Annotated in this window: 18 protein-coding genes and 2 pseudogenes; 10 read left to right on the top strand and 10 right to left on the bottom strand. The window is 72.1% G+C overall.

Annotated elements, in window-relative coordinates:
- The first annotated feature begins 191 nt into the window (after positions 1–191).
- Together DT019_RS02390 and DT019_RS02395 are read left to right on the top strand one after the other, a co-directional pair.
- Positions 192–539, top strand: coding sequence for an SH3 domain-containing protein (locus tag DT019_RS02390; RefSeq protein ID WP_147267250.1), 348 nt, complete (start codon positions 192–194; stop codon positions 537–539).
- Positions 540–904: 365 nt separating this feature from the next.
- Complete coding sequence (locus DT019_RS02395) at positions 905–3,028, top strand: NPCBM/NEW2 domain-containing protein (protein ID WP_317617721.1); 2,124 nt, start codon at positions 905–907, stop codon at positions 3,026–3,028.
- Positions 3,029–3,166: 138 nt separating this feature from the next.
- Here DT019_RS02395 and DT019_RS02400 read toward each other — a convergent pair whose 3' ends face one another.
- The 3 genes from DT019_RS02400 to DT019_RS02410 all read right to left on the bottom strand — a co-directional run bounded on the left by DT019_RS02400 (position 3,167) and on the right by DT019_RS02410 (position 5,485).
- Positions 3,167–3,874 carry a class I SAM-dependent methyltransferase gene (locus DT019_RS02400; protein ID WP_114034865.1) on the bottom strand — a complete coding sequence of 236 codons (708 nt, stop codon included), beginning with the start codon at positions 3,872–3,874 and terminating at the stop codon, positions 3,167–3,169.
- A gap of 64 nt (positions 3,875–3,938) precedes the next feature.
- Positions 3,939–4,694 (bottom strand): lysophospholipid acyltransferase family protein, encoded by a 756-nt coding sequence (locus DT019_RS02405; RefSeq protein WP_223279271.1) that lies wholly within the window; start codon positions 4,692–4,694, stop codon positions 3,939–3,941.
- A 38-nt stretch (positions 4,695–4,732) separates the two neighbouring features.
- Positions 4,733–5,485, bottom strand: coding sequence for a GNAT family N-acetyltransferase (locus DT019_RS02410; RefSeq protein WP_114035287.1), 753 nt, complete (start codon positions 5,483–5,485; stop codon positions 4,733–4,735).
- A gap of 369 nt (positions 5,486–5,854) precedes the next feature.
- On the opposite strand from DT019_RS02410, the gene DT019_RS02415 reads away from it, so the two are divergent.
- Positions 5,855–7,333, top strand: a complete 1,479-nt coding sequence (locus DT019_RS02415) for a peptidoglycan D,D-transpeptidase FtsI family protein (protein ID WP_114034867.1) — start codon at positions 5,855–5,857, stop codon at positions 7,331–7,333.
- 92 nt (positions 7,334–7,425) lie between these two features.
- On the opposite strand, the gene DT019_RS02420 is transcribed toward DT019_RS02415, so the two are convergent.
- The gene (locus tag DT019_RS02420; protein ID WP_114034868.1) at positions 7,426–8,445 is read right to left on the bottom strand and encodes an alpha/beta fold hydrolase; all 1,020 of its coding nucleotides are present in this window, start codon (positions 8,443–8,445) and stop codon (positions 7,426–7,428) included.
- Positions 8,446–8,697: 252 nt separating this feature from the next.
- Between DT019_RS02420 and DT019_RS02425 the strand changes: the two genes are divergently transcribed.
- Positions 8,698–10,173, top strand: coding sequence for an immune inhibitor A (locus DT019_RS02425; protein WP_114034869.1), 1,476 nt, complete (start codon positions 8,698–8,700; stop codon positions 10,171–10,173).
- Between the two features lie 34 nt (positions 10,174–10,207).
- Here DT019_RS02425 and DT019_RS02430 read toward each other — a convergent pair whose 3' ends face one another.
- On the bottom strand, positions 10,208–11,458 hold the full coding sequence (locus DT019_RS02430; protein WP_114034870.1) for a cytochrome P450: 1,251 nt from the start codon (positions 11,456–11,458) through the stop codon (positions 10,208–10,210).
- Positions 11,459–11,773: 315 nt separating this feature from the next.
- On the opposite strand from DT019_RS02430, the gene DT019_RS02435 reads away from it, so the two are divergent.
- Positions 11,774–12,844, top strand: a complete 1,071-nt coding sequence (locus DT019_RS02435; protein ID WP_114034871.1) for an esterase-like activity of phytase family protein — start codon at positions 11,774–11,776, stop codon at positions 12,842–12,844.
- Between the two features lie 140 nt (positions 12,845–12,984).
- Here DT019_RS02435 and DT019_RS02440 read toward each other — a convergent pair whose 3' ends face one another.
- Both DT019_RS02440 and DT019_RS02445 read right to left on the bottom strand, forming a co-directional pair.
- Complete coding sequence (locus DT019_RS02440) at positions 12,985–15,207, bottom strand: NADP-dependent isocitrate dehydrogenase (protein ID WP_114034872.1); 2,223 nt, start codon at positions 15,205–15,207, stop codon at positions 12,985–12,987.
- A 169-nt stretch (positions 15,208–15,376) separates the two neighbouring features.
- Entirely contained in the window at positions 15,377–15,583 is a 207-nt protein-coding gene (locus DT019_RS02445; protein WP_114034873.1) for a cold shock domain-containing protein, read from the bottom strand.
- A 1,043-nt stretch (positions 15,584–16,626) separates the two neighbouring features.
- On the opposite strand from DT019_RS02445, the gene DT019_RS02450 reads away from it, so the two are divergent.
- The 4 genes and pseudogenes from DT019_RS02450 to DT019_RS40095 all read left to right on the top strand — a co-directional run.
- Positions 16,627–17,736, top strand: coding sequence for a mechanosensitive ion channel family protein (locus DT019_RS02450; RefSeq protein WP_114034874.1), 1,110 nt, complete (start codon positions 16,627–16,629; stop codon positions 17,734–17,736).
- A gap of 145 nt (positions 17,737–17,881) precedes the next feature.
- Entirely contained in the window at positions 17,882–18,340 is a 459-nt protein-coding gene (locus DT019_RS02455) for a helix-turn-helix transcriptional regulator (RefSeq protein ID WP_114034875.1), read from the top strand.
- A 10-nt stretch (positions 18,341–18,350) separates the two neighbouring features.
- The gene (locus DT019_RS02460) at positions 18,351–18,764 is read left to right on the top strand and encodes a VOC family protein (RefSeq protein WP_114035288.1); all 414 of its coding nucleotides are present in this window, start codon (positions 18,351–18,353) and stop codon (positions 18,762–18,764) included.
- A gap of 222 nt (positions 18,765–18,986) precedes the next feature.
- Positions 18,987–19,607: pseudogene (locus tag DT019_RS40095) on the top strand (MFS transporter); the annotation flags it as partial.
- Positions 19,608–19,774: 167 nt separating this feature from the next.
- On the opposite strand, the pseudogene DT019_RS40100 reads toward DT019_RS40095, so the two are convergent.
- Positions 19,775–19,897, bottom strand: a pseudogene (locus DT019_RS40100) (hypothetical protein); the annotation flags it as partial.
- Here DT019_RS40100 and DT019_RS40105 point away from each other — a divergent pair.
- On the top strand, positions 19,863–20,402 hold the full coding sequence (locus tag DT019_RS40105; protein WP_223279291.1) for an MFS transporter: 540 nt from the start codon (positions 19,863–19,865) through the stop codon (positions 20,400–20,402). The pseudogene DT019_RS40100 and the gene DT019_RS40105 sit on opposite strands and share 35 nt — an antisense overlap.
- A 48-nt stretch (positions 20,403–20,450) precedes the next feature.
- On the opposite strand, the gene DT019_RS02470 is transcribed toward DT019_RS40105, so the two are convergent.
- The gene (locus tag DT019_RS02470) at positions 20,451–22,367 is read right to left on the bottom strand and encodes a helix-turn-helix domain-containing protein (protein WP_114035289.1); all 1,917 of its coding nucleotides are present in this window, start codon (positions 22,365–22,367) and stop codon (positions 20,451–20,453) included.
- A 97-nt stretch (positions 22,368–22,464) separates the two neighbouring features.
- Positions 22,465–23,268 carry a 3-hydroxybutyrate dehydrogenase gene (locus tag DT019_RS02475; protein ID WP_114034877.1) on the bottom strand — a complete coding sequence of 268 codons (804 nt, stop codon included), beginning with the start codon at positions 23,266–23,268 and terminating at the stop codon, positions 22,465–22,467.
- Positions 23,269–23,285 lie beyond the last annotated feature (17 nt).

Below are 23,285 nucleotides of genomic sequence, written 5' to 3' on the forward strand. Positions count from 1 at the left end.
CCACGGGCAGCACTCCCCTCGGCCCCGTACCACCCGCGAGAGACCGGGCGGCACGGGGCCGAGAGCGTAGGCGGTGGGCGTTCGGGTCGCATCCCGCGTGGACCGGGTGTGTGATGGAAGGGACGCGTCGAGGGGCCAGGCCGTGATCCGCCGGGCGCCCCAGGGGGCAGCAGTGACGAAGGGAGTCGCTCATGCACACCGGACGCACACGTCGAGCCGTGGCCGCGGGCCTGCTCGCCTGCGGTCTTTCCGCGGGAAGCGTCGCCATGGCGGTCACCGCCGCCGCGGCCCCGGCGCACCATGACGACGGGACCGTGTGGGGCACCGTCACCTCACGCATCGAGCTGAACATCCGGGACGAGCCGAACCTGCGCGCCGATGTGGTGACGAGTCTGGCGCCGGGCGCCCAGGACCGGCTGGAGTGCAAGACACACGGGTCGAGCGTCGACGGCACCAGCTGGTGGTACTGGCTGGACCGGGCCGGCGGCTGGGCGAGCGCCGCCTACGTCGACGCGCAGGGCCGCGTCCCCGACTGCTAGCGACCCCCACCCCGGACCGGGCCGTGCGCCCGGTCCTCCTGGTCCATCCATCGGTCGCGACGGAGCCCCACCGCAGGGTGCGGTGGGGCTGCCGCGCTGTGCGGGCCGTCACACACACCGCCGCCCCCGCGCGCCCCGTCCTCACGACCGGGGCGATCGCACGTCCTCGCGGCCGCCTGCCGATGCCTTCGCCCGTGCTCCAGCGCCCGTCCATGGGCCCGTCCAGGACCCGCCGTGGCCCGGAGGGACACTTTCGCGACTCCCCCTCCCTTTCTCTTGACATGCACGTGACTGACCGCTGAGATGTGGTTGCTTTCGTTCGACGCCGTTCGTTTGTGCGCCAAATACCCTCACTGGAGCCGCACTTGACTACCGAACTGCACAGTTTCAGACAACGCCTGATCGCCACGCTGGGCACGCTCGCTCTCGTCGCGGGCGGCGTGACGGTCGCCGTGGAGGTCGCGGCCGCGCCGCCCGCCGCGGCCGTGGACAACGGTCTGGCGCGCACCCCGCAGATGGGGTTCAACAACTGGAACTCCACGCACTGCCGCGCCGAGTTCAACGAGTCGATGGTCGAGGGCATCGCGGACGCCTTCGTCGCGCAGGGCCTCAAGGCCGTCGGCTACACCTATGTCAACATCGACGACTGCTGGGCGCTGCCCAACCGGGACGCCTCCGGCAACCTCGTCCCCGACCCGGTGCGCTTCCCGCACGGCATCAAGGCGGTCGCGGACTACGTGCACGCCAAGGGCCTCAAGTTCGGGCTCTACTCCAGCGCGGGCACCAAGACCTGTGACACCCAGGGCTTCCCCGGCGGCCTGGGCCACGAGCGGCAGGACGCGAACCTGTGGGCGTCCTGGGGCGTCGACTACCTCAAGTACGACAACTGCAACAACACGGGTGTGGACGCCAAACAGCGCTACCAGGCCATGGGAGACGCCCTCAAGGCCACCGGCCGGCCCATCCTCTACAGCATCTGCGAGTGGGGCTCCAACCAGCCCTGGAACTGGGCGCCCGGCATCGGCAACTCCTGGCGCACCACGGGCGACATCAGCGACAACTGGTCGAGCATGATCGGCATCGCGCACCAGAACCAGTCACTCGCACCGTACTCCGGCCCCGGCGGCTGGAACGACCCGGACATGCTGGAGGTGGGCAACGGCGGCATGACGGACACCGAGTACCGCACCCACTTCAGCCTGTGGTCCCAGATGGCGGCGCCGCTGCTCATCGGCAGCGATCTGCGCAGTCCGAGCGCGGCCACCCTCGCCATCCTCAAGAACACCGACGTCATCGCGGTCGACCAGGACCCGCTCGGCAAGCAGGGCACGGTGGTGTCCAGCTCCGGCGGCCTGGTCGTGATGTCCAAACCCCTCGCTGACGGCGGGCGTTCGGTCACCCTCACCAACGAGAACACCTCCGCCCGGACGATCTCCACGAGCGTCGACGCGCTCGGCATCGGCGGCGCCTCGTCCTACGCGCTCAAGGACCTGTGGTCCAAGGCGACGAGCAGCACCACCGGCACGATCAGCGCGTCGGTACCGGCGCACGGCACGGTGATGTACCGGGTGACGCCGGGCACCCCGGTGCCGCCGCCGACCGGCCTCAACCAGCTCAGCGACCTGCCGTGGCTGTCGGCCGTGAACGGCTGGGGCCCGGTCGAGCGCGACCACAGCAACGGCGAGCAGGCCGCCGGTGACGGCCGGACCCTCACCATCAACGGCACCACCTACGCCAAGGGCCTCGGCGCGCACGCCCCCTCGGACATCGCGTACTACCTGGGCGGCGGCTGCCGTTCGCTCGGGGTCGACGTGGGGGTGGACGACGAGGCCACGGCGGGGGGTTCGGTCGTCTTCCGGATCTACCGCGACGACACGCTGGTCGCGGACAGCGGGCTGCGCACCGCGAGCGATCCGGCCAAGCATCTGACGGCGGATCTCACCGGCGCCACCAAGCTGCGGCTCGTGGTCACCGACGGCGGCGACGGCACCACCTATGACCACGCCGACTGGGCGAACGCCCAACTGGCCTGCGGCCGGGGCCCGTCGGCGGGGACCCACGCGCTCAGCGACCTGCCCTGGACGTCGGCGGCCAACGGCTGGGGGCCGGTCGAGCGCGACCGCAGCAACGGCGAGCAGGCCGCGGGCGACGGCACCACCCTGACCATCAACGGCACCACGTACGCCAAGGGCCTCGGGGTCCACGCGGCGTCGGCGGTGACGTACTACCTCGGCGGCACCTGCACCGCGTTCAACGCGAGCGTGGGCGTGGACGACGAGGTGGGCGCCAAGGGCTCGGTCGTCTTCCAGGTGTACCGCGACGGTGCGCTCGCCGCCGACAGCGGCAGGCTCACCGGGGCGGACGCCGCCAAGGCGATCGCGGCGGACCTGACCGGGGCCAACGAACTGAAGCTGGTCGTGACGGACGCCGGGGACGGGGTCGACTACGACCATGCCGACTGGGCCGCCCCGCAACTGACCTGCTCCTGAGCCCAGTTGCCCGTTGGCGGCACACGGGACCGTGCGCACCGACAGGCGCGGCACGGCGACGACAGGTGCGACCCTGACGGGAGTGGGTGAGCACGGCCGGGGGCCTCGTCCTGACGGACGGGGCCCCCTCCCGGTCGGCTACTTGGTCGCCACGACCAGTCGGGCCCGGGGGCTTCCGTCCGGACGGCGGCCCAGCTCTTCCAGCGCGTACAGCTCCACACCGAAACCGGCGGCCACGAGGTCGCGCCGCACGTTTCCGAGGCGGAACCCCCGGTAGTACATGACGAACGGGGGACGCCACAGCGCGTTGCGCACTCGCATCGCCGCGTCGAAGCCCAGCAGGGCGAGGTGGCCGGGGCTGCCCGGCCGGGCGGGCGCCACCACCGGGAACGCGAACCGGCCGCCCGGCCGCAGCGCCGCATGGGCCTGCGCGAACAGGTTCGGCCGCTCCCTGGGCAGGAAGTGCCCGAACGCGCCGAAGCTGACGGCCAGATCGAACGCGGCCCGCAGCGGCAGCGCCCGCGCGTCGGCCCGCAGCAAGGTGGCCTCCGGATGCGCACGGGCGGCGACGTCCAGCATGCCGGCGCTGATGTCGATCCCGGTGACGTTCTTCCGGCACACGGCGGCCAGCACGTCGAGGCCCGCGCCGGTGCCGCAGCACAGGTCGAGCCCCCGGTCGAAGGGGCCGAGCCCGTCGAGGACGGCCGCCACCGCATCGAGGATCGCCCCCGGTGTGCGGAAGGGAGTGTGGTCGAACTTCGGGGCCAGGAGGTCGTAGCCGTGCTCGACGGACGACAGCGCCTGGGCGGCCAGCTCACGGACGGTGGGGCCCTGGGGGGTGAACATGGCTGCCCAGCTTAGAGGCTGCGCACGGGGGCCCGGTGTGCGCCGGGCGGGGCGGGCGCACAGGTCAGACGGGGACGGCCTGTTCGGCGTGGGCGGGACAACGGGCGCCGCGGACCACCGCGTGGGCCTCGGCGGCCAGGGTGCGGCGGTCGGTGCCCCACAGCGGCGGGTGCGCGGTGACCCGCACGCTCAGGTCGCGGGCGGCGGCCACCCGGCGCAGCGAGGTCGTGAAGTCGTCGCCGCCGAGGAAGGCCGCGACCGTGCTGGGGACGCCGCGCTGTACGTAGTCGACGGTGATCGGCCGCACCGGCGCGCCCGCGTCGACGGCCGCCTGGAACGCGGCCCGCCGGAACCGGCCGCCCGCCACGGTGCACCAGGTCGTCGCCTGCGGGAAGACCAGGACGGACCGGCCGGCTTCGAGGGTGGCGGCCAACTCCGCCACGATGCAGGGGAGTTCACGTACGGCGCCCCGGTCGATGAAGCGGGTGCCGATGCGGCGGGCCAGCGTGCCGACCACCGGCCACTGGCCCACTTCCCGTTTGGCGAGCACGCTGACCGGCTCCACTGCGAGCAGCGCCACGGCGTCGAGCCAGGAGATGTGGTTGGCGACGAGCAGCGCTCCCCCGCCGCCTCCGGGCGGGACCGGCCCGGTTTCGAGCCGCACGCCCAGGGCGTCGAGGACGGCGCGGGCCCGGGCGCGCAGGACGGCGGGCGCGGCAAGCCGGTCGCCCAGCGCCACGGTGCGGATCAGGGTGTGGGTGAGGGCCGCGTACCGGCGGGCCGCCTCGGTCAGCGGCACCCGCGGCTCCGTCTCGCGCACACAGTCCGGGGTGCAGGGCGCCGCAACCGACCACGGGTTCATCGGGTGTCCCCCAGGAAGTAGCGGCGGTAGCGCTCGCCGAGCCGGTCCATGTCGAGCAGCACGAAGAAGTCGGCCACGTTGAACTCGGGGTCATATGTGGGCGCGCCACACATCCAGGCGCCGAGCCGGAAGTAGCCGCGCAGGAGGGGTGGCAGGTCGGCGTAGCTGGGGCGGCCCTCCACCGGGCCCGCGGGCAGCCAGGGGCGGTGGGGGTGCACCCTGAGCTCGGGCGGCGAGGAGTGCTTGGCATTGCCGAGCAGCCAGGCACTGGAGGCGGCCGTGCCGCCGTCGGCCAGCGGCACGGACGCGCAGCCCGCCAGGTAGCGGTGGCCCGACAGCAGGACATAGCGCGCCAGCGCCGACCACATCAGGTTGATGACCGCGCCCGAACGGTGGTCGGGGTGGACGCAGGAACGCCCCGCCTCGATCATCGACGACCGCAGCGGGGCGAGCGCTTCGAGGTCGAACTCGCCCTCGCAGTAGGAGCGTTGGGACCGTCCGGGCGGCAGCAGCCGGTAGGTGCCGACCACGTCGCCGCTGGAGGTGTCGGTGACGATCAGGTGGTCGGCGCGGGCGTCGAAGGAGTCGATGTCGTGGCCGGGCAGCGGGGTGGTGAGCGTGGCGCCCATCTCTTCGCCGAAGACGCGGTACCGCAGCCGCTGGGCGGCCCGGATCTGCTGCTCGGTGTCCGCGATGGAGGTGACGTAGGAGGAGCCGGTGGCCGTGGTTGCGGTGGATATCGAGAGCATGGGTGTGGCGTTCTCCGCGACGTGGTGCACAGTCGAATCCCTCTGTGGTTTCCGCATGGGCTTCCGCGCAGTGAGTATGGGATCGCCATATGTGCTCCCGGTGAATTGCACACGACGCCGCGTCGGGCATTGCCCGGCTCGAAGACGCCCACCACCGGGCCGGCGACGATGCCCCCGATGACCGTTATATGACCTTTCCGTAACAGCCACACTCTGGAAAATCCCCCGCCGTACGGCTGTGACCTGCACCGATAGGCGGATCACCAAGGCGTCGATGTGCTGCCGCTCTTGGACATCGGGGCGCCCGGCCTGATCTGCTGATCACTCCATGTCCGGTTCAACCCCATTCGGTACGTCTCTGGGAGTGTGATGAACAAGCCGCTGCGCCACATAGCCGTCTTCTGCGGGGTGATGGTGTTCGCCCTGCCGATCCGGGCGACGTGGGTCCAGTTCGTGAAGGGCGACGCCCTCGCCGGCGATGAGCACAACCGCCGGGTCCAGATCGAGGCCTTCTCGCAGCCGCGTGGCGACATCGTGGTGGGCGGGAAGCCGATCACCGGGTCGGTGCAGACGCCGGGCTCCGACTTCAAGTACAAGCGCACCTACCAGGACGGCCCGATGTACGCGCCGGTCACCGGCTACCTCTCCCAGGCGCAGGGCGCCACCTTCCTGGAGGGCGTGCACGCGAAGGTGATGAACGGCAAGGACGACCGGCTCTTCCTCGACCGGACCAAGTCGATGCTCACCGGGAAGGCCCCGCGCGGCGGCGATGTGATCACCACCATCGACCCGGCCGCGCAGAAGGCCGCGTACAAGGGGCTGACGGACCTCAACGCCAAGGGCGCGGTCGTCGCCCTCGATCCGCGCTCCGGCAGGATCCTCGCGATGGTGAGCACGCCCTCCTACGATCCCTCCGTCTTCGCCGGGATCTCCAAGAAGGAGGGCGAGGAGTTCAAGAGGCTCGACGCCGACAAGAGCAAGCCGCTGAACAACCGGGCGATCCGCGAGGTGTACCCGCCGGGGTCCACCTTCAAGATCCTCACCGCGGCCGCCGCCCTGGAGCACGGCGTCGTGAGCGACATCAACGCCCCGATGCCGGACGCCCCGGCCCCCTACACCCTGCCGCTCAGCACCACCCAGGTGGGCAACGACGTCGAGAACTCGCTGTGCGACAAGGTCTCCCTCAAGACCGGCATGCAGTGGTCCTGCAACAACGTGTTCCTGCAGACCGCGCTCAAGACCGGCAAGGACAAGATGCGCGAGACGGCCGAGAAGTTCGGCTTCAACCACGAGCAGTTCACTCCGGTCCGCACGGCGAAGAGCGGCTACCCGGACAAGCTGGACAAGCCGCAGACCGCGCTGACCGGCATGGGCCAGGGCAGCCTGACCAGCACCCCGCTCCAGATGGCCATGGTGACCGCGGGGATCGCCAACAACGGCAAGGTCATGAAGCCGTACATGGTCGACGAGCTGCGCGGCCCCGACCTCTCGACCCTGGAGAAGGCCCAGCCCGAGGCCCTCAGCCAGGCCGTCTCCGAGAGCACCGCGAAGAAGGTGCAGGAGATGATGGAGTTCACCGCGAGCGACGGCACCGCGAAGAAGGTGAGGATGGAGGGCGTCACCGTCGGCGGCAAGACCGGCACCGCCCAGCACGGAGCCGATGTGCGCGAGGAGCGCCCGTACGCCTGGTTCGTGTCGTACGCCAAGCAGAGCGACGGCACCTCGCCGGTGGCGGTGGCGGTCTTCGTGGACCCGGCGGACATGGACATCAAGCGGTCCGAGATCGCCGGTGGCAAGCTGGGCGCGCCGATCGCGAAGTCCGTGATGGAGGCGGTCCTGAAGAAGTGACCGCGGTCCTCCGCGCGTCCGGCGCGCCCCCTCGCTCCTGAGGGGCCCGGACCCGGGACCCGGCGCGACCCGGCCCCGCCCGACCGGCGGGGCTAGGTCGCGCTGCGCTCGCTCTCCACCCTCAACTCCCGCTCCACGGCCGCCTCGTACGCCGGATCGGGCTCGGCCACGACCGTGCCGAAGCGGCCCGCCCGCAGCAGGGCGTGCCAGCGTTCGGCGCTCCAGTCGGCGGGCGCGGTGGACTCGATGAAGTCCTCGACCAGGGCGAGGAAGCGGGCCGCATCCGAGTGGAAGGGGAAGTGCCCGGCCCCCTCGAAGACCTCCAGCCGGCTGCCCGGCATCGCGGCGTGCGCGCGGTGGGCGTGCCGTTCGGGTACGACGCTGTCGCGCGAGCCCCAGATGAGCAGGGTGGGCATGCCCTGGGTCAGATAGCAGCGGTCGAGCATGGTGACGACCTGGCCGCGCCAGTCGACGACCGCGCGCAGGGTGCGGATGAAGACGCTCCGGGACCTGGCGTCGGGCAGTGCGTCCACGAGGCCGAGCAGCTCCGGGGCGTCCTGGCCGAGGTCGCTGTCGAGCAGCCGCATCAGTTCGATGACGAGGCGGACCGGCCCACGCATCCCGGGCCGCGAGAGCAGGGCGAGCACCAGCTCGGCGCCGGGCAGGGCCGCGGCGCGCAGGACCGGGTTGACCTCGCGGCCCACGCCCCCGGCGCCGACCAGGACGAGCCGCTCGGTCAACTCCGGGTACTGATAGGCGAATTGCATGGCCACGCCGCCGCCGAGCGAGTGCCCGACCAGGGTGGCCCGTTCGATGCCGAGGACCCCGAGCAGGTCCCGGACGCCGTTGGCGTACGCGGCCACCGAGTAGTCGGCGCGCGGCTTGTCGGAGGCGCCGTGGCCGAGCAGGTCGGGCGCGAGGACGGTGTAGCGGCGGGCGAGGCCGGGGATCAGCCCGGCCCAGGTGGCGGAGGAGTCGCCGATGCCGTGGATCAGCACGACGGGCGGCCCCTGCCCCGCGGTCCGGTACGCCCGGCGGTACCCGTGCACCACGCGGTGGCGCGGACGCACGTCCTGGCCGCCCACCGGGCGCAGCCTCGTGCCACTAGCCATCGACAACCTCCCCGATCACGCCCGCACCGCTTCCCCGTGCGCGCTCCCCGTCACCGTTCCCGGTAACGAGCCTAGAACCAGGGGCGCATGCGCGATTACCAGCAGATTTCGCCACGGACAAGCCTGCCGTCGCACGTTTCTGCCATGTACGGTTCAACCGCGCGCCGCGCAGGCGTCCGTACAACGACGTTCTACGCGCGCAGACTTGGTGTCCCCACCACCTTGGCCCCCACCCTCACGGAGGTACACAGGATGCTCGGAGCCAGAAGTTCCGGACGCTCCCATCGCCGGACCGCCGGTGTGCTGACCGCACTCGGCGCGCTCGTCGTCGCGGGCGGCGCGGCCGCCCAGGCCGCCACCCCGCCCGCGTCGCCCGCCCCCCGGGCCGCGGCCGCCACCCAGCACCGGGTGCTGTTCGACAATTCCAAGGCGGAGACAGCCGGCAACGCCGACTGGATCATCAGCACCAGCCAGCCGGACCCGCTCGGCGAGAACCCCTCCCCCAGCTCCGAGGGCGACTGGACGGGCGCGCTGTCCTCGTGGGGCGTGGCGCTCCAGAAGACCGGCAACTACGCCCTGAAGACGCTGCCTTCGGGCGGCACGATCACGTACGGCACCTCTTCGGCGACGGACCTGAAGAACTTCGACACGTTCGTGATGCCCGAGCCGAACGTGCTGCTCAGCGCGTCCGAGAAGACCGCCGTGATGCAGTTCGTGCGCAACGGAGGCGGCCTGTTCCTCATCTCCGACCACACCGGTTCCGACCGCAACAACGACGGCGCGGACGCGGTGAAGGTCATCAACGACCTGATGTCCAACAACAGCGTGGACTCGTCGGACCCGTTCGGCTTCTCGGTCGACTCGCTCAACATCGGCACCGACAACCCGCGGGCCATCAGCGACGCCTCCGACCCGGTCCTGAACGGCTCGTTCGGCAAGGTGACCGGCAGCATCATCCGCAACGGCACCACCGCCACCCTCAAGCCGTCCGACAACCCGGCGGTCAAGGGCGAGGTCTACCGCACCGGCTACTCCGGCAACACCGGCGCCTTCTTCGCCACCAGCACCTTCGGCAGCGGCCGTGTCGCCTTCTGGGGCGACAGCTCACCGATCGACGACGGCACCGGCCAGCCGGGCAACAACCTGTACGACGGCTGGAACGACCCGGCGGGCACCGACGCCGCGCTCGCCCTCAACGCCACCGAGTGGCTCTCGGGCGCGGGCGGCAGCACCGGGGGCGGCGGCATCCCCACCCCGTGCACCCCGGCCCAGCTGCTCGCCAACCCCGGCTTCGAATCGGGCAGTTCGGGCTGGACGGCCACCAGCGGCATCATCAACACCAGCAGTGGCGAGCCCCCCTACTCCGGCGCCTACAAGGCCTGGCTCGGCGGCAAGGGCACGGCGCACACCGACACGCTGGCCCAGACGGTGACCATCCCGGCGGGCTGCGCGGCCTCGCTCGGCTTCCAGCTGCACATCGACACGGACGAGACGACCACGAGCACGGCGTACGACACCCTCAAGGTCCAGGTGCTGGGCAGCGGCGGATCGGTCCTGGCCACCCTCGCCACGTACTCCAACCTCGACGCGGCGGACGACTACACCCAGCACACCTTCGACCTCGGCGCCTACGCGGGGCAGACGGTGACGCTCAAGTTCACCGCGACCGAGGGCTCCAAGCTCCAGACGTCGTTCGTCATCGACGACACCGCGCTCACGGTGAGCTGATGAGCGCTCCCGCCCGGGTCCCGGCCCGGGCGGGTCAGCCCCGCAGCCGCACCGGCAGGGACTCAACGCCGTACACGATCGACAGCTTGCGGAAGGCGAGTTCCTCGGCCGGCACGGCCAGGCGCATCCCGGGGAAGCGGCGGACCAGGGCGGGGAAGGCGGCGCGCAGCTCCATGCGGGCCAGTTCCGCGCCGATGCAGCGGTGGATGCCGTAGCCGAAGGCCAGGTGGCCGCTCGCCCTGCGGGACGGGTCGAAGCGGGCGCCGTCCGGGGTGAACGCGGCGTCCCGGTTGGCGCCGCTCAGCGAGCAGAGCACCATGTCGCCCTTGGGGATGCGCACCCCCGCGATCTCGACGTCCTCGCGGGCGAAGCGCGGGAAGGCCAGCTGCACGACGGTGAGATGGCGCAGCGCCTCCTCGACGAATGTCGCGGCCGCCGCCTCGTCGTCCGCTATTCGCGCGAAGGCGTCCGGTTCCTGGAGCAGGACGAGGGCGCCGAGCGCCAGCATGCTCGCGGTCGTCTCGAACCCGCCGGTCAGCACGCCGTCGGCGAGCCCCGCGAGTTCGTCGTCGCCGACGCTGTCCCCGTGCTCCTTGACGATCATGCCGAGGAGGCCGTCGCCCGGGTTCTCGCGCTGCTTCTTGACGACGTCGCGGAAGTAGGACAGAGAAGCCGACATCGCGCCGAGCGGGGCGGTCGCGCCGGCGAACAGGTCGAAGCGCTCCATGGCGAGCTGCTGGAAGTCGTCGCGGTCCTCGTAGGGCACGCCCAGCAGTTCGCAGATGGTCAGCGAGGGAATGGGCAGCGCGAAGGCCTCCACCAGGTCGACCGGCCCGTCCGCGGCCTCCATCGCGTCGAGCCGCTCCTCGACGAGGGCGTCGATGCGCGGGGTCAGCCGGCGCAGGCGCCGCATGGTGAACTCGGGCGTCAGGATGCGGCGCAGCCGGGTGTGCACCGGCGGATCGCTGAAACCGAGCCCGCCCGGGTGCTGCTCCTCGACGACTCCCGCGTTGCCCGCGAGGTGGGTGAAGTCGTTGCTGAACCCGTCGGTGGAGCCCAGTACGGCCTTCACGGCGTCGTGGCCGGTGACGACCCAGGCGTCCATGCCGAACGGCAGCGGGACCTTGCTGACCGGCTCCTCGGCCTGCCGGGCGGTCAGCTCGGCCACCGGGTCGAGCCCGTCCCGGCGCAGCGGCATCAGCAGCGCGTCGGGCAGGAGCGAGATCGTGCCGGGCCCGATGCCGCGCTTCTGGATCCTGGCAAGGTAGGTGCGCCCGAGCCACATGGTGACTCGGGAACGGAGATTTACCCTCAAGGCGGACTCCAAGGACAAGTTGTGCGGCCAGGGCACCGGTACGGACTGAGTGGCTCAGGATAAGTGGCTCAGCGCCCCCGCCGAGCCGCCAGGGCCCCGGCTCACCAGCGGTTCGCGGCCGCGACGGGGCCGCCCTCGCACGAGCCCGGGTGGCCGATCGCCCGGGTCCGCGCCGGATACGACCGGCGGTCCGGCGTTCCCCCGCAGGACGGTGCGACTCAACTCGCCGGTCACACAAGCCGATCTACGGTGTCGGTACCGCCGTACCCGATCCTGGGAGGAACCGTGCGCCTGCGCACCGCCGTCACCGCCGCGACCGCTTCACTGGCCGTCGCCGTCTCCGCGAGCGTCACCGATGCGACCGCCGCGGAACGGGCGCCCGCACGTGCCCCGCACGCCTGCTCCTCGTCCACCGCGCTCGACGGCTTCTGGGACGGTCTGGACAAAACGGTGTATCAGGGCACGGTGGTCGGCAATCTGTCCGGGCTTGCCGTGGACACCGACGGCACCGTCGCCGCGCTGTCCGACCGTTCGCGGCTCTTCGGCCTGACGGTGGGCCGGGGTCCGGTGGCCGCTCCCACCCGCGTCGTTCCGCTCGCGGACGAGAAGGGGGCGCCGCTCGACTCGGAGGCCGTCGTCGTGGAGCGCGACGGCTCCCGCCTGATCACCTCGGAGACCGAGCCGTCCGTACGCCGCTACGACCGCGACGGCAGGCCGCTGGGTCGCCTGCCCGTCCCCGACGCGCTGCGGGTCGCCCCGGCCGGCCGCGCCGTCACCAACGCCACCTTCGAGGGCCTCGCCCTCCAGCCCGGCGGGCACACCCTGGTCGCCTCGATGGAGGCCCCGCTGTCCGGTGACGGCAAGGACGCGGCCGGTCGCTCGCTCGTACGCTTCCAGACCTGGCACCGCGGCGGCCCCACGGACGGTTTCCGCCTCGCCGGGCAGTACGCGTATCCCGCGGAGCCGAACACGGGTGTCTCCGAGATCACCGCGGCGGGCGACGGGCGGCTGCTGGTCCTGGAGCGCGGCTTCACCGCGGGCGTCGGCAACACCGTCCGCCTCTTCCTCGCCGACCCGCGCGGGGCGAGCGACGTGAGCGGGGTCGAGAACCTGCCGGGCCGGGCCAGGGCCGTGCGCAAGACCCTGCTCGCCGATCTGGCCGCCTGCCCCTCCCTGGGCGCGACGGCCAGGCAGCCGCAGCCCAACCCGCTGCTCGACAACATCGAGGGCGTGGCGGTCACGGGCCGCACCGGGGACGGCCGACTGCGGCTGCTCCTGGTCAGCGACGACAACGAGAACCCGAAGCAGATCACCCGCCTCTACTCGCTGACGGTCCGGCTGCCCCGCCACGTCTGAACCGCCAGGCGGGGCGGCCCCGTTCGGGCCGCGGCCGCGCGCAGCCTCCGGGACGAGGAAGCCGACCGCCCCGGCCGGAAGGATCCGGCCGGGGCGGCGGCGTGCTCAACTGCTCTCCCCCGAAGGGGAGTCGGGCTGGTTCAGGCGAGGGTGGCGATGGCCTGGTTCAGGGTCTTCGAGGGGCGCATGACCGCGGACGCCTTGGCGGGGTCCGGCTGGTAGTAGCCGCCGATGTCGACCGGCGAACCCTGCACCGCGATGAGCTCGTCGACGATCGTCGACTCCTGCTCGGTCAGCGTCTTGGCCAGCTCCGCGAACGCCTCAGCGAGCTGCGCGTCCTCGGTCTGCCTGGCCAGCTCCTGGGCCCAGTACAGCGCCAGGTAGAAGTGGCTGCCGCGGTTGTCGATGCCACCGAGCTTGCGGCTCGGCGACTTGTCCTCGTTGAGGAAGGTGCCGGTGGCGCGGTCGAGGGTGTCGGCGAGGATCTGGGCGCGCGCGTTGCCCGTGGTCGTCGCCAGGTGCTCGAAGCTGACCGCGAGCGCGAGGAACTCGCCCAGGCTGTCCCAGCGCAGGTAGTTCTCCTTGACCAGCTGCTGGACGTGCTTGGGGGCGGAGCCGCCGGCGCCCGTCTCGAAGAGGCCGCCGCCGTTCATCAGCGGGACCACCGAGAGCATCTTGGCGCTGGTGCCCAGCTCCAGGATCGGGAACAGGTCGGTCAGGTAGTCGCGCAGCACGTTGCCGGTGACCGAGATGGTGTTCTCGCCGCGGCGGATGCGCTCCAGCGAGAACGCGGTGGCCTCGACCGGCGACATGATCTCGATCCGCAGGCCCTCGGTGTCGTGCTCGGCGAGGTAGGTGCGGACCTTCTCGATGAGGACGGCGTCGTGGGCGCGGCCCTCGTCCAGCCAGAACACGGCCGGGTCGCCGGTGGCGCGGGCGCGGGTGACAGCGAGCTTGACCCAGTCCTGGATGGGCAGGTCCTTGGTCTGGCAGGCGCGGAAGATGTCGCCCTCGGCGACCTCCTGCTCCAGGACCACGTTGCCCGCGGTGTCCACGAGGCGGACGGTGCCGGCGGCCTGGATCTCGAAGGTCTTGTCGTGGCTGCCGTACTCCTCGGCCTTCTGCGCCATCAGGCCGACGTTGGGCACCGAGCCCATGGTGGCCGGGTCGAAGGCGCCGTGCGCGCGGCAGTCGTCGATGACGGCCTGGTACACGCCGGAGTAGCTGCTGTCCGGGAGGACGGCGAGGGTGTCGGCCTCCTGGCCGTCCGGGCCCCACATGTGACCCGAGGTGCGGATCATGGCCGGCATGGACGCGTCGACGATGACGTCCGACGGCACGTGCAGGTTGGTGATGCCGCGATCGGAGTCGACCATCGCGAGGGCGGGGCCCTCGGTGAGCTCGGCCTCGAAGGCCGCCTTGATCTCGGCGCCGATGTGCGGCACGTTGTCGAGGCCCTTCAGGATGCCGCCGAGGCCGTCGTTGGGGGACAGACCGGCCGCGGCCAGCACGTCACCGTACTTGTCGAAGGTCTTCGGGAAGAAGGCGCGCACCACGTGACCGAAGACGATGGGGTCGGAGACCTTCATCATGGTGGCCTTGAGGTGCACCGAGAACAGCACGCCCTCGGCCTTGGCCCGGGCGATCTGCGCGGTGAGGAAGCGGCGCAGCTCGGCCACGTGCATCACGGACGCGTCGACGACCTCGCCGGCCAGCACCGGTACGGACTCGCGCAGCACGGTGGTGGTGCCGTCGGCCGCCGCGAGCTCGATGCGCAGCGAACCGTCCTCGGCGATCACCGTGGACTTCTCGGTGGACCGGAAGTCGTCCGCGCCCATGGTGGCGACGTTCGTCTTCGAGTCGGAGGTCCACTTGCCCATGCGGTGCGGGTGGGCCTTGGCGTAGTTCTTGACCGACGCGGGGGCGCGGCGGTCGGAGTTGCCCTCGCGCAGGACCGGGTTGACGGCGCTGCCCTTGATCTTGTCGTAGCGCGCGCGGACGTCCTTGTCCTGGTCGGTCTTCGGGTCGTCCGGGTAGTCCGGCAGCGCGTAGCCCTGGCCCTGCAGCTCGGCGACGGCCGCCTTGAGCTGCGGGATGGAGGCCGACACGTTCGGCAGCTTGATGATGTTCGCGCCGGGCGTCTTGGCCAGCTCGCCGAGCTCGGCGAGCGCGTCGTCGATCCGCTGGCTCTCCTCGAGGAACTCGGGGAAGCTCGCGATGATGCGCCCCGCGAGGGAGATGTCACGGGTCTCCACAGTGACACCGGCGGTCGAGGCGTACGCCTGGATCACGGGCAGGAACGAATGCGTCGCCAGGGCCGGCGCCTCGTCAGTGTGGGTGTAGATGATGGTCGAGTCAGTCACCGGGTGCTCCGCTCCACGTCTGCAACATTGCTCGACATCAAGATATCTCGTGATCGCCCCGGGTCACGACGGGGCCCCGGCCCGATGCTGCTCACGGGGAGGTGCGGCCGAGGACCCGGGCGGGTCCACCGCGCAGCGGGCGGGAGCGGTGCCCGGAAGGGCACCGGGGTCAGGGCCGGACGGCGCGCGCCTCGAAGCGGCCGAGGCCCAGCTCTATGACGAAGGAGACCTGCTGCCCCTCGGACAGGGTGCGGGGCTCGTCCTCGATGTCCTCCCGCCGCACGTAGATGCCGTCGCGCTGCCCGATCGGCACGACGAAGCCGTAGCCCTTCTCCCGGTCGAAGTACTGGACGATCCCGTCGCACCTCACGTTCATGGCCTCACTCCTCGGGTGATCGCTTCCACGGCCCGCGACGGATCGCGAAAGGGGGAACCGGCTGGGTTCACACAGGGTGGGGACGTGGCGCGGATCGCCGCGCCGGAACAGGGCCTGCCCGCGAAGGGGGCTCCCGCCGTCCTGCAAGGGGAACCGTCCACGACCCCGGACCGACCGGGCGCCGCCGAAGCGGACACGTTCCTTATCGCTAGGTATACCTCCGGGCCCCGCGTTTGATACCTCCCGGTTCCGCCGTCCGGATGGCCCCGGCCCGAAGAAGGGCGAGCCTCCTGGCGGCCGGGCCGCCGGTGCCCGCGGCCGGCCAGGGCCCGCGGGAGGGGCCGGGCTCCTGGGCCGCGAGGGGCTCCGCAGACCCGCGCTCCGGAGACCCGGGGGCGGCTCGCGGGACGGCCCGGCGTCAGGTCCGCGTCCATGACGGCACGGTGCCCGTCAGCGGTCCGTCATGGTGGGCGGCCCCATGGGCTGCGGCCACATGGGCTGCGGCCACATGGGCTGCGGCCACATCGCGTCCCGCCCCATGGGACGGGGGACCACTCGCGAGGCAGCGGGAGACGGCACCACCTCCACACGCTCCACGGGCGGGCCCGAGGCGATGGTGTACGACGCCGTATGGGCGGGCGATGCCCGCTCGGCGGTGGGGTGCGCGGGGGCGCTGTTCGGGCCGCGACCCTGGGCCGGATGGCGGCGCGTGTGGCCCGGGAGACGGCCCGCGCGGTCTTCAGGCGCTCGGGCCCGCACTGGCCAACGGCCTCCCGCGCCAGGGCGGTTGCCACGGCGGACTCGCTCGTGCGCGGCGCCGCCCGGGACGCAAGCGGCGAGACGGCGTGACACCGGCCCACCTGCGAGGACGCTCCGCCCATGCGGCAGGATGGCAGCCCGTTCCGTGCGCGTACGGCCCGAACGAGGCTTCCGGCAGCACGATCTGACAGGCGACAAGGTGACACAGTGACGACACATCCCATACGGCGATCGACGGCGCCCCTCGCTCAACTCGCGTCCCCGCGCTGCCCGGAGGACGTCCGTTGAACCGGGGCCTCGTCCTGCACGACTGGGTGGCGGCCTCCATCGCCCTGGCCGCGGGCATCGCGGCCGGGCTGCTCCTGCGCGTCCTGCTGAGATGGCTCGGCAGGCACGCGCGAAGAACGCGCTGGACCGGCGACGACATCATCGTCGACGCGCTGCGCACCATCGCCCCGTGGGCGGCCGTGGTCGCGGGCGCAGCGGTGGCCGCCTCCGCGCTGCCGCTCACCACCCGGGTCGCGGGCATCGTCGACCACGGGCTGAACGCCCTGCTCATCCTCGTCATCACCCTCACCGCGGCCCGGCTCGTGGCAGGGCTCGTCCAGTCCCTGGCGCACTCCCGGACCGGGGTGGCCGGCTCGGCCACGATCTTCGTCAACATCACGCGGGTCGTGGTGGTCGCGATGGGCGTCCTGGTCGCCCTCGAAACCGTGGGCGTGTCGATAGCCCCGCTCCTGACCGCTCTGGGGGTGGGCGGCCTCGCGGTCGCCCTGGCGCTCCAGGACACCCTCGCCAACCTCTTCGCCGGGGTCCACATCCTCGCCTCGAAGACGGTGCAGCCGGGCGACTACATCCGGCTCAGCAGCGGCGAGGAGGGCTACGTCGTCGACATCAACTGGCGCAACACGGTGGTGCGCAACCTGTCGAACAACCTCGTCATCATCCCCAACGGGCGGCTCGCCCGGACGAACATGACCAACTACACCCGCCCGGAACAGGAGTTGTCGATCCTGGTGCAGGTGGGGGTCGGCTACGACAGCGACCTGGAGCACGTCGAGCGGGTGACGCTGGACGTCGTCGACAGCGTGATGGCCGACATCGCCGGGGCGCTGCCGGGGCACGAGGCCGCCGTCCGCTTCCACACGTTCGCGGACTCCAGGATCAACTTCACCGTGATCCTGGGTGTCGGGGAGTTCAGCGACCAGTACCGGATCAAGCACGAGTTCATCAAGCGGCTGCACCGGCGCTACCGGGCGGAGGGCATCTCGATCCCCGCGCCGACCCGGACCGTGTCCCTCCAGCAGGACGGCCCCGAGCCGCCGCCGACCCCGGCTCTGCTCCCCCACCAGCGCGAGGCGCCGCCCACGACCGTGGCGGACACTCGGCGCTGAGCCCGCCCCGCCCCGGACCCGCCACGGGCGCCCGGTCCGGGGCGGCGGCGTGCGGGAGACACCCGGACTGTCGGTGAGACACCGTCCGGCACCATGTTTTCGCAGGTCAGAGCCGCTGTCAGGGGGCGGTGGTAGCGTCGTTCGCATGACCCCGGAAGAGCTCGCCAACCTCGTGCACCTGCGCCGGGCGCGGGACCTCATCGACCGCGAGTACGCCAAGCCCCTCGACGTGCCGACCATGGCCCAGCACGCGCTCATGTCGCCCGCGCACTTCTCGCGGCAGTTCCGGGCCGCCTATGGCGAGACCCCGTACAGCTACCTCATGACCCGCCGGATCGAGCGGGCGATGGCGCTGCTGCGCGGCGGCATGAGCGTGACCGACGCGTGCATGACGGTCGGCTGTACGTCGCTCGGCTCGTTCAGCTCCCGGTTCACCGAGATCGTGGGCGAGACACCGAGCGCGTACCGCGGGCGGCTGCACGACGCGGTTGCGGCGATGCCCGCGTGCGTGGCGAAGGTGCGCACGCGCCCGACGCGCCATCCTTCCGCGGGGCCCGCGGGGCCGAGCAGGATCCGAGAAGCGGACGACCAGCCCGCCGCCTAACGTGGCAGCCATGACCAGCATCGCGCTCCAGTACTGCCACATCACCGTCAATGACCCGGACGAGGCCCTCGGCTTCTACCGCGACGCGCTCGGCCTCGAAGTGCGCAACGACGTCGCGTCCGGCGACTACCGATGGGTCACCCTCGGCAGCCCGACCCAGCCGGGGCTCGAGATCGTCCTGTCGGAGCCGCACGCCGGCCGCTCCCAGACCGACGGCGACGCCCTGCAGGAACTGCTCACCAAGGGCGTCATGCCGATGTTCGTCTTCAGGACCGACGACCTCGACACGACCTTCGAGAAGGTGCGCGCCTCGGGCGCCGAGGTGCTCCAGGAGCCCATCGACCAGCCGTGGGGGCCGCGCGACTGCGCCTTCCGTGACCCGTCCGGCAACCTGGTCAAGATCCAGCAGCAGGCCAAGGAGTAGCCGGACCGCCACCCTGCACACACAGCCGCACCGGCCCGGACCGCGCCCCTGGCGCACGGGCGGGTGCGGCTCTGGTGCGTCGGCGGCGCCGGAGCGGGGGCATGGATGCTGAACTCACACTCCGGCCGCGGACTGTGGTGTCCCGCCACATAGCGGCCTGACCTGGGCATTTCTACGGTGTGGCGACACACGACCGTCCCCACCCTCCCGGAAGTGGTACCCATGGCCGCCTCTTCGACCGCTCCCCCACCCGCCACCAACCTCAGGCGCATCGTCGCCGCCAGCCTCATCGGCACCACCATCGAGTGGTACGACTTCTTCCTGTACGGGTCGGCCGCCGCGCTGGTGTTCAACAAGTTGTTCTTCCCCGGGTCTGCCCCGCTCGTGGGCACGCTGCTCTCCTTCCTCACGTACGCGGTCGGGTTCGCGGCGCGGCCGCTCGGGGCACTCGTCTTCGGGCACTTCGGGGACCGGCTCGGCCGGAAGAAGCTGCTGGTGGTGAGCCTGCTCATGATGGGCGGGGCCACTTTCGGCATCGGGCTGCTGCCCACCCACGCCACCATCGGGGCCGCGGCGCCCGTGCTGCTCACGGCGCTGCGGCTGGTGCAGGGGTTCGCGCTGGGCGGTGAGTGGGGCGGGGCGGTGCTGCTGGTGTCGGAGCACGGGGACCCCCGGCGGCGCGGGTTCTGGTCCTCGTGGCCCCAAACCGGCGCCCCCGCCGGGCAGTTGCTCGCCGCGGGCGTGCTCTCGGCGCTGACGTCCCTGCTGAGCGAGGACGCGTTCACCGCATGGGGCTGGCGCATACCGTTCCTGCTGTCGGGTGTGCTCGTCCTGCTCGGGCTGTGGATCCGGCTCTCGGTCGACGAATCACCGGTGTTCAAGGCCGCGTTGGCGCGGGCCGAGGCCCGCACGGCGGACCAGGGGAGCGAGCGGCCGTCGACCAGGAGCCGAGCGGTCCCGCGCTCGCCCAGGTTGCGGTTCTCGACGGCCGTCCGAACGGCGGCACCGGAACCGTCCGTGAGGGCGGCGCCGAGGCAGATCACCGCGTCCGGCGTGAAGAACCACGACTTCCTGGTGTACGCGACGGCCTCGGCCGGGATGGCCAAGCAGACCGCGCTCAACGCCGTACTCATAGCCTCCGCGGTGCACTTCGTGGTGATCCCGGCGTGGGGCGCCCTGTCGGACCGGATCGGGCGCAGGCCGGTGTACCTGATCGGCGCCCTCGGCGTCGGCGCCTGGATGTTCCCGTTCTTCGCGCTGATCGACGCCGGCGGCTTCCCGCGCCTGATCGTCGCCGTCACCGTGGGCCTGGTGTTCCACGGGGCGATGTACGCGCCGCAGGCGGCGTTCTTCTCGGAGATGTTCGCGACCCGGATGCGGTACTCGGGGGCCTCGATCGGGGCGCAGTTCTCCTCCGTGGCGGCCGGGGCGCCCGCGCCGCTGATCGCGACGGCGCTGCTCTCCGACTACGGCACGTCGACGCCGATCGCCCTGTACGTCATCGCGGCCGTGCTGCTCACCGTCGTCGCCGTCGGGTGCGCGCGCGAGACCCGGGAGCGGGATCTGGAGCACGTCGAGGCCGCCGGACCGGCCGGGGCCGCGGCGACGGCGCACTCGGCGAAGGCGCGTACTGCCTGACGGCGCGCGGGAGTTGGGGTGGGGTGGCGGCATGATGCCGCCCCACCGTCAGGGCGTCATGGCGGGCGCCGCCACATGGAGGCGGAGGGCCAGCTGGATCTCCAGGGCGCGGGCCGGTGACTGCCAGTCGGGACCGAGGAGACGGCCGATCCGTTCGAGCCGCTGGGCCACCGTGTTCACATGGACGTGCAGGTGCTCCTTGGTGCGGGCCGGGCTCATGCCGTGTGCGAAGTACGCGTCGAGGGTGCGGACCAGATCGGTGCCGCGTTTCCGGTCGTACGCCACGACCGCGCCGATCGTCCGGTCGACGAAGCCGCCGATGTCCCGGGTGTCCGCGAGCAGCAGTCCGAGGAAGCCGAGGTCCTGGGCGGCCGCTCCCTCCCCGGCGCGGCCGAGCAACCGCAGCGCCTCCAGGCAGCGACGTGCCTCGGCATACGCCGTGGCGACCGTCGCGGGGGTCGTGGCGGGGGCCGCGACGACGGCCGACGCGCCGACCGTGACCGGCTCGTGGAGGGCGCCGCTGAGCTGTTTCGCCGCGTGCCGGGCGACCTCGGCGGGGGTGTCGCCGGGCCCGAGCGGCAGGAGCAGCACTGTGGCGCCGTCCCGGGTCGAGGCCAGGCCGTGCCGGGTCGTGGCCAGGTACGCGGCGGCGGAGCCGATGCGCCGGCGGTCCGCGGTCCGGCGGGCACTGGTGCCCGGGTCGAGGCCGTCGAGGCGGGCGGCGAGCACCACGTGCGGGGCGTCGAGGTCGGCCCGCACCCGGGCGGCGCGCTCCCGCAGGAGTCTGGGGTCGCGGTCCGGCGCGTCCAGGAGGTCGTCGAGGAGCTCGCCCCGCACCCGCTGCTCCGCCTCGCCCGCCGAACGCCGGGCGAGCAGCAGCAGGGAGGTGACCATGGCGGCCCGTTCCAGGGTGCGGCGGTCGACCGGATCCAGGTCCGGCTGGCCGTGCAGGACCAGCGCGCCCAGGAGTTCGTCCCCGGCCGACACCCCTGCGAGCCAGTCCTCGCCGTGGCGGATGGCGTGACCGTCGGTGCCGCCGAGCCGCAGGACGGCGGCCCGCGCCGAGTCGGCACCGGCGAACTCGACCGTACCGTCGAGGACTTCGGACACGGCGTCGGCCACGTCGTGGACGCCGCCGCCGCGCAGGACTAGTTCGGTGAGCCGGTCGTGGACCTCCGAGGCCCTTTCGAGGACCGCGCTGTGGTCCCGGATGGTCTCGTTGGCCCTCTCCAGCTCGGCCAGGGCGGAGCGGGTCTCGGCCAGCAGGTTGGCGGTGTCGATGGCGACGGCCGCGTGCGCGGCGAAGGAGCCGAGCAGGGCGATCTCCTCGCGGGCGAAGACCCGGGAGTGGCGGTCGGCCGCGAAGAGCACGCCGATGACGGTGCTGCCGAGCATCAGCGGCACCCCGAGAATGGCGACGAGCCCCTCGTCGCGTACGCCGGTGTCGATGGCGCTGGTGTGCTGGAAGCGCTCGTCGTCGAAGTAGCTGGACGTGACGTAGGGACGCGCGGTCTGCGCGACGAGCCCGCCGAGCCCTTCGCCCATGCCGAGCCGCAGCTGCTGGAAGCGGGCGGCGACCGAACCTTCGGTGACCCGCATGTAGGTGTCGCCCGCCGTCGGGTCGTTGAGGCTGAGGTAGGCGACTTCGGTGCCGAGCAGCGAGCGGGCGCGCTGCACGATGGCGCGCAGCACGGCGTCGAGGTCGCGCAGGCCCGCGAGGTCGTGGGCGGTCTCGAACAGGGCGGACAGTTCGGCCTCGCGGCGCCTGCGCCCTTCGAGGTCGGCCCGTACGCGCAGGGCGAGGTGTTTCGCGGCGTCCAGACCGGCGAGCGCCTCGGGTCCCGCGCCGTCGGCGCGGGCCAGCAGCGCCGGCCGGTCGTACGCCTCGGCCGGCGCGCCCCGGGCGAGAAGTTCCAGGTAAGGGGCTTCCGGATGGTCGGTGAGCTGCGGCTGGTCGTGGGACATGGTCACAGGGATACCTGCCGGACGGGCGGCCTCGCCAGGCCTGTGGACAACTCGTGAGGAGTGCAGGACAAGCGGGGAATCGCGGGGCGGCCGGGGGTCAGTGGGCGGTCCAGCCGCCGTCGAGGGCGAGGGAGGTGCCGGTGATGAACGACGCCTGCGGGGTGCAGAGATAGGCGACCGCCTCGGCCACCTCGTGCGGCTCGACGAGCCGCTTGAGCGCCGCGTCCCTCAGGAACACCTCGGTGAGCACGCGTTCTTCCGGGATGCCGTGCGCCGCGGCCTGATCGGCGAGCTGCCGCTCCACCAGGGGCGTGCGCACATAACCCGGGTTGACGCAGTTGGAGGTGACCCCGTGGGGGGCGCCTTCCAGGGCGGCGGTCTTGGAGAGGCCTTCGAGGCCGTGTTTGGCGGACACATAGGCCGACTTGAAGGCGGAGGCCCGCAGCCCGTGCACCGACGACAGGTTCACAATGCGTCCCCATCCCTGCCCGTACATGTGCGGCAGCGCTCCCCTGATCAGCCGGAAGGGGGCTTCCAGCATCACGGTGAGCACGGTGTGGAAGACCTCGGGCGGGAACTCCGCGATGGGGCACACCAGTTGGAGCCCCGCGTTGTTGACCAGGATGTCGGTTCCGGCGGCGGCCTGTTCGGCGGCGTCGAGGTCGGTCAGGTCGAGGACGAGCGGCTCCACGGTGCCGCTGAGCCCGGCGGCACCGGCGGCGAGCTCTTCGAGGCCTGCCGCGTTCCGGTCCGCCGCCGTGACCTTGGCTCCGGCGGCGGCGAGCCGGAGGGCGCAGGCCCGGCCGATGCCGCCCGCGGCGCCGGTGACGAGCGCGGTGCGGCCGCCCAGGTCGACGGTGACGGAGCGGGGCAAAGGGGCGGGGGCGAGGGGGGCGGTCATGTTCTTGACCCTAGGCA

The sequence above is a fragment of the Streptomyces sp. SDr-06 genome (genome assembly GCF_003324565.1).
GTDB lineage: Bacteria > Actinomycetota > Actinomycetes > Streptomycetales > Streptomycetaceae > Streptomyces.

Excerpts from the sequence above, each read along its gene's own strand:
- DT019_RS40105 (WP_223279291.1), top strand. The coding sequence starts at position 19,863 with ATGGCCAAGCAGACCGCGCTCAACGCCGTACTCATAGCCTCCGCGGTG.
- DT019_RS02460 (WP_114035288.1), top strand. The coding sequence starts at position 18,351 with ATGACCAGCATCGCGCTCCAGTACTGCCACATCACCGTCAATGACCCG.
- DT019_RS02470 (WP_114035289.1), bottom strand. The coding sequence starts at position 22,367 with ATGTCCCACGACCAGCCGCAGCTCACCGACCATCCGGAAGCCCCTTAC.
- DT019_RS02475 (WP_114034877.1), bottom strand. The coding sequence starts at position 23,268 with ATGACCGCCCCCCTCGCCCCCGCCCCTTTGCCCCGCTCCGTCACCGTC.
- DT019_RS02455 (WP_114034875.1), top strand. The coding sequence starts at position 17,882 with ATGACCCCGGAAGAGCTCGCCAACCTCGTGCACCTGCGCCGGGCGCGG.
- DT019_RS02425 (WP_114034869.1), top strand. The coding sequence starts at position 8,698 with ATGCTCGGAGCCAGAAGTTCCGGACGCTCCCATCGCCGGACCGCCGGT.
- DT019_RS02445 (WP_114034873.1), bottom strand. The coding sequence starts at position 15,583 with ATGAACGTGAGGTGCGACGGGATCGTCCAGTACTTCGACCGGGAGAAG.
- DT019_RS02420 (WP_114034868.1), bottom strand. The coding sequence starts at position 8,445 with ATGGCTAGTGGCACGAGGCTGCGCCCGGTGGGCGGCCAGGACGTGCGT.
- DT019_RS02400 (WP_114034865.1), bottom strand. The coding sequence starts at position 3,874 with ATGTTCACCCCCCAGGGCCCCACCGTCCGTGAGCTGGCCGCCCAGGCG.
- DT019_RS02415 (WP_114034867.1), top strand. The coding sequence starts at position 5,855 with ATGAACAAGCCGCTGCGCCACATAGCCGTCTTCTGCGGGGTGATGGTG.
- DT019_RS02410 (WP_114035287.1), bottom strand. The coding sequence starts at position 5,485 with ATGCTCTCGATATCCACCGCAACCACGGCCACCGGCTCCTCCTACGTC.
- DT019_RS02430 (WP_114034870.1), bottom strand. The coding sequence starts at position 11,458 with ATGTGGCTCGGGCGCACCTACCTTGCCAGGATCCAGAAGCGCGGCATC.
- DT019_RS02390 (WP_147267250.1), top strand. The coding sequence starts at position 192 with ATGCACACCGGACGCACACGTCGAGCCGTGGCCGCGGGCCTGCTCGCC.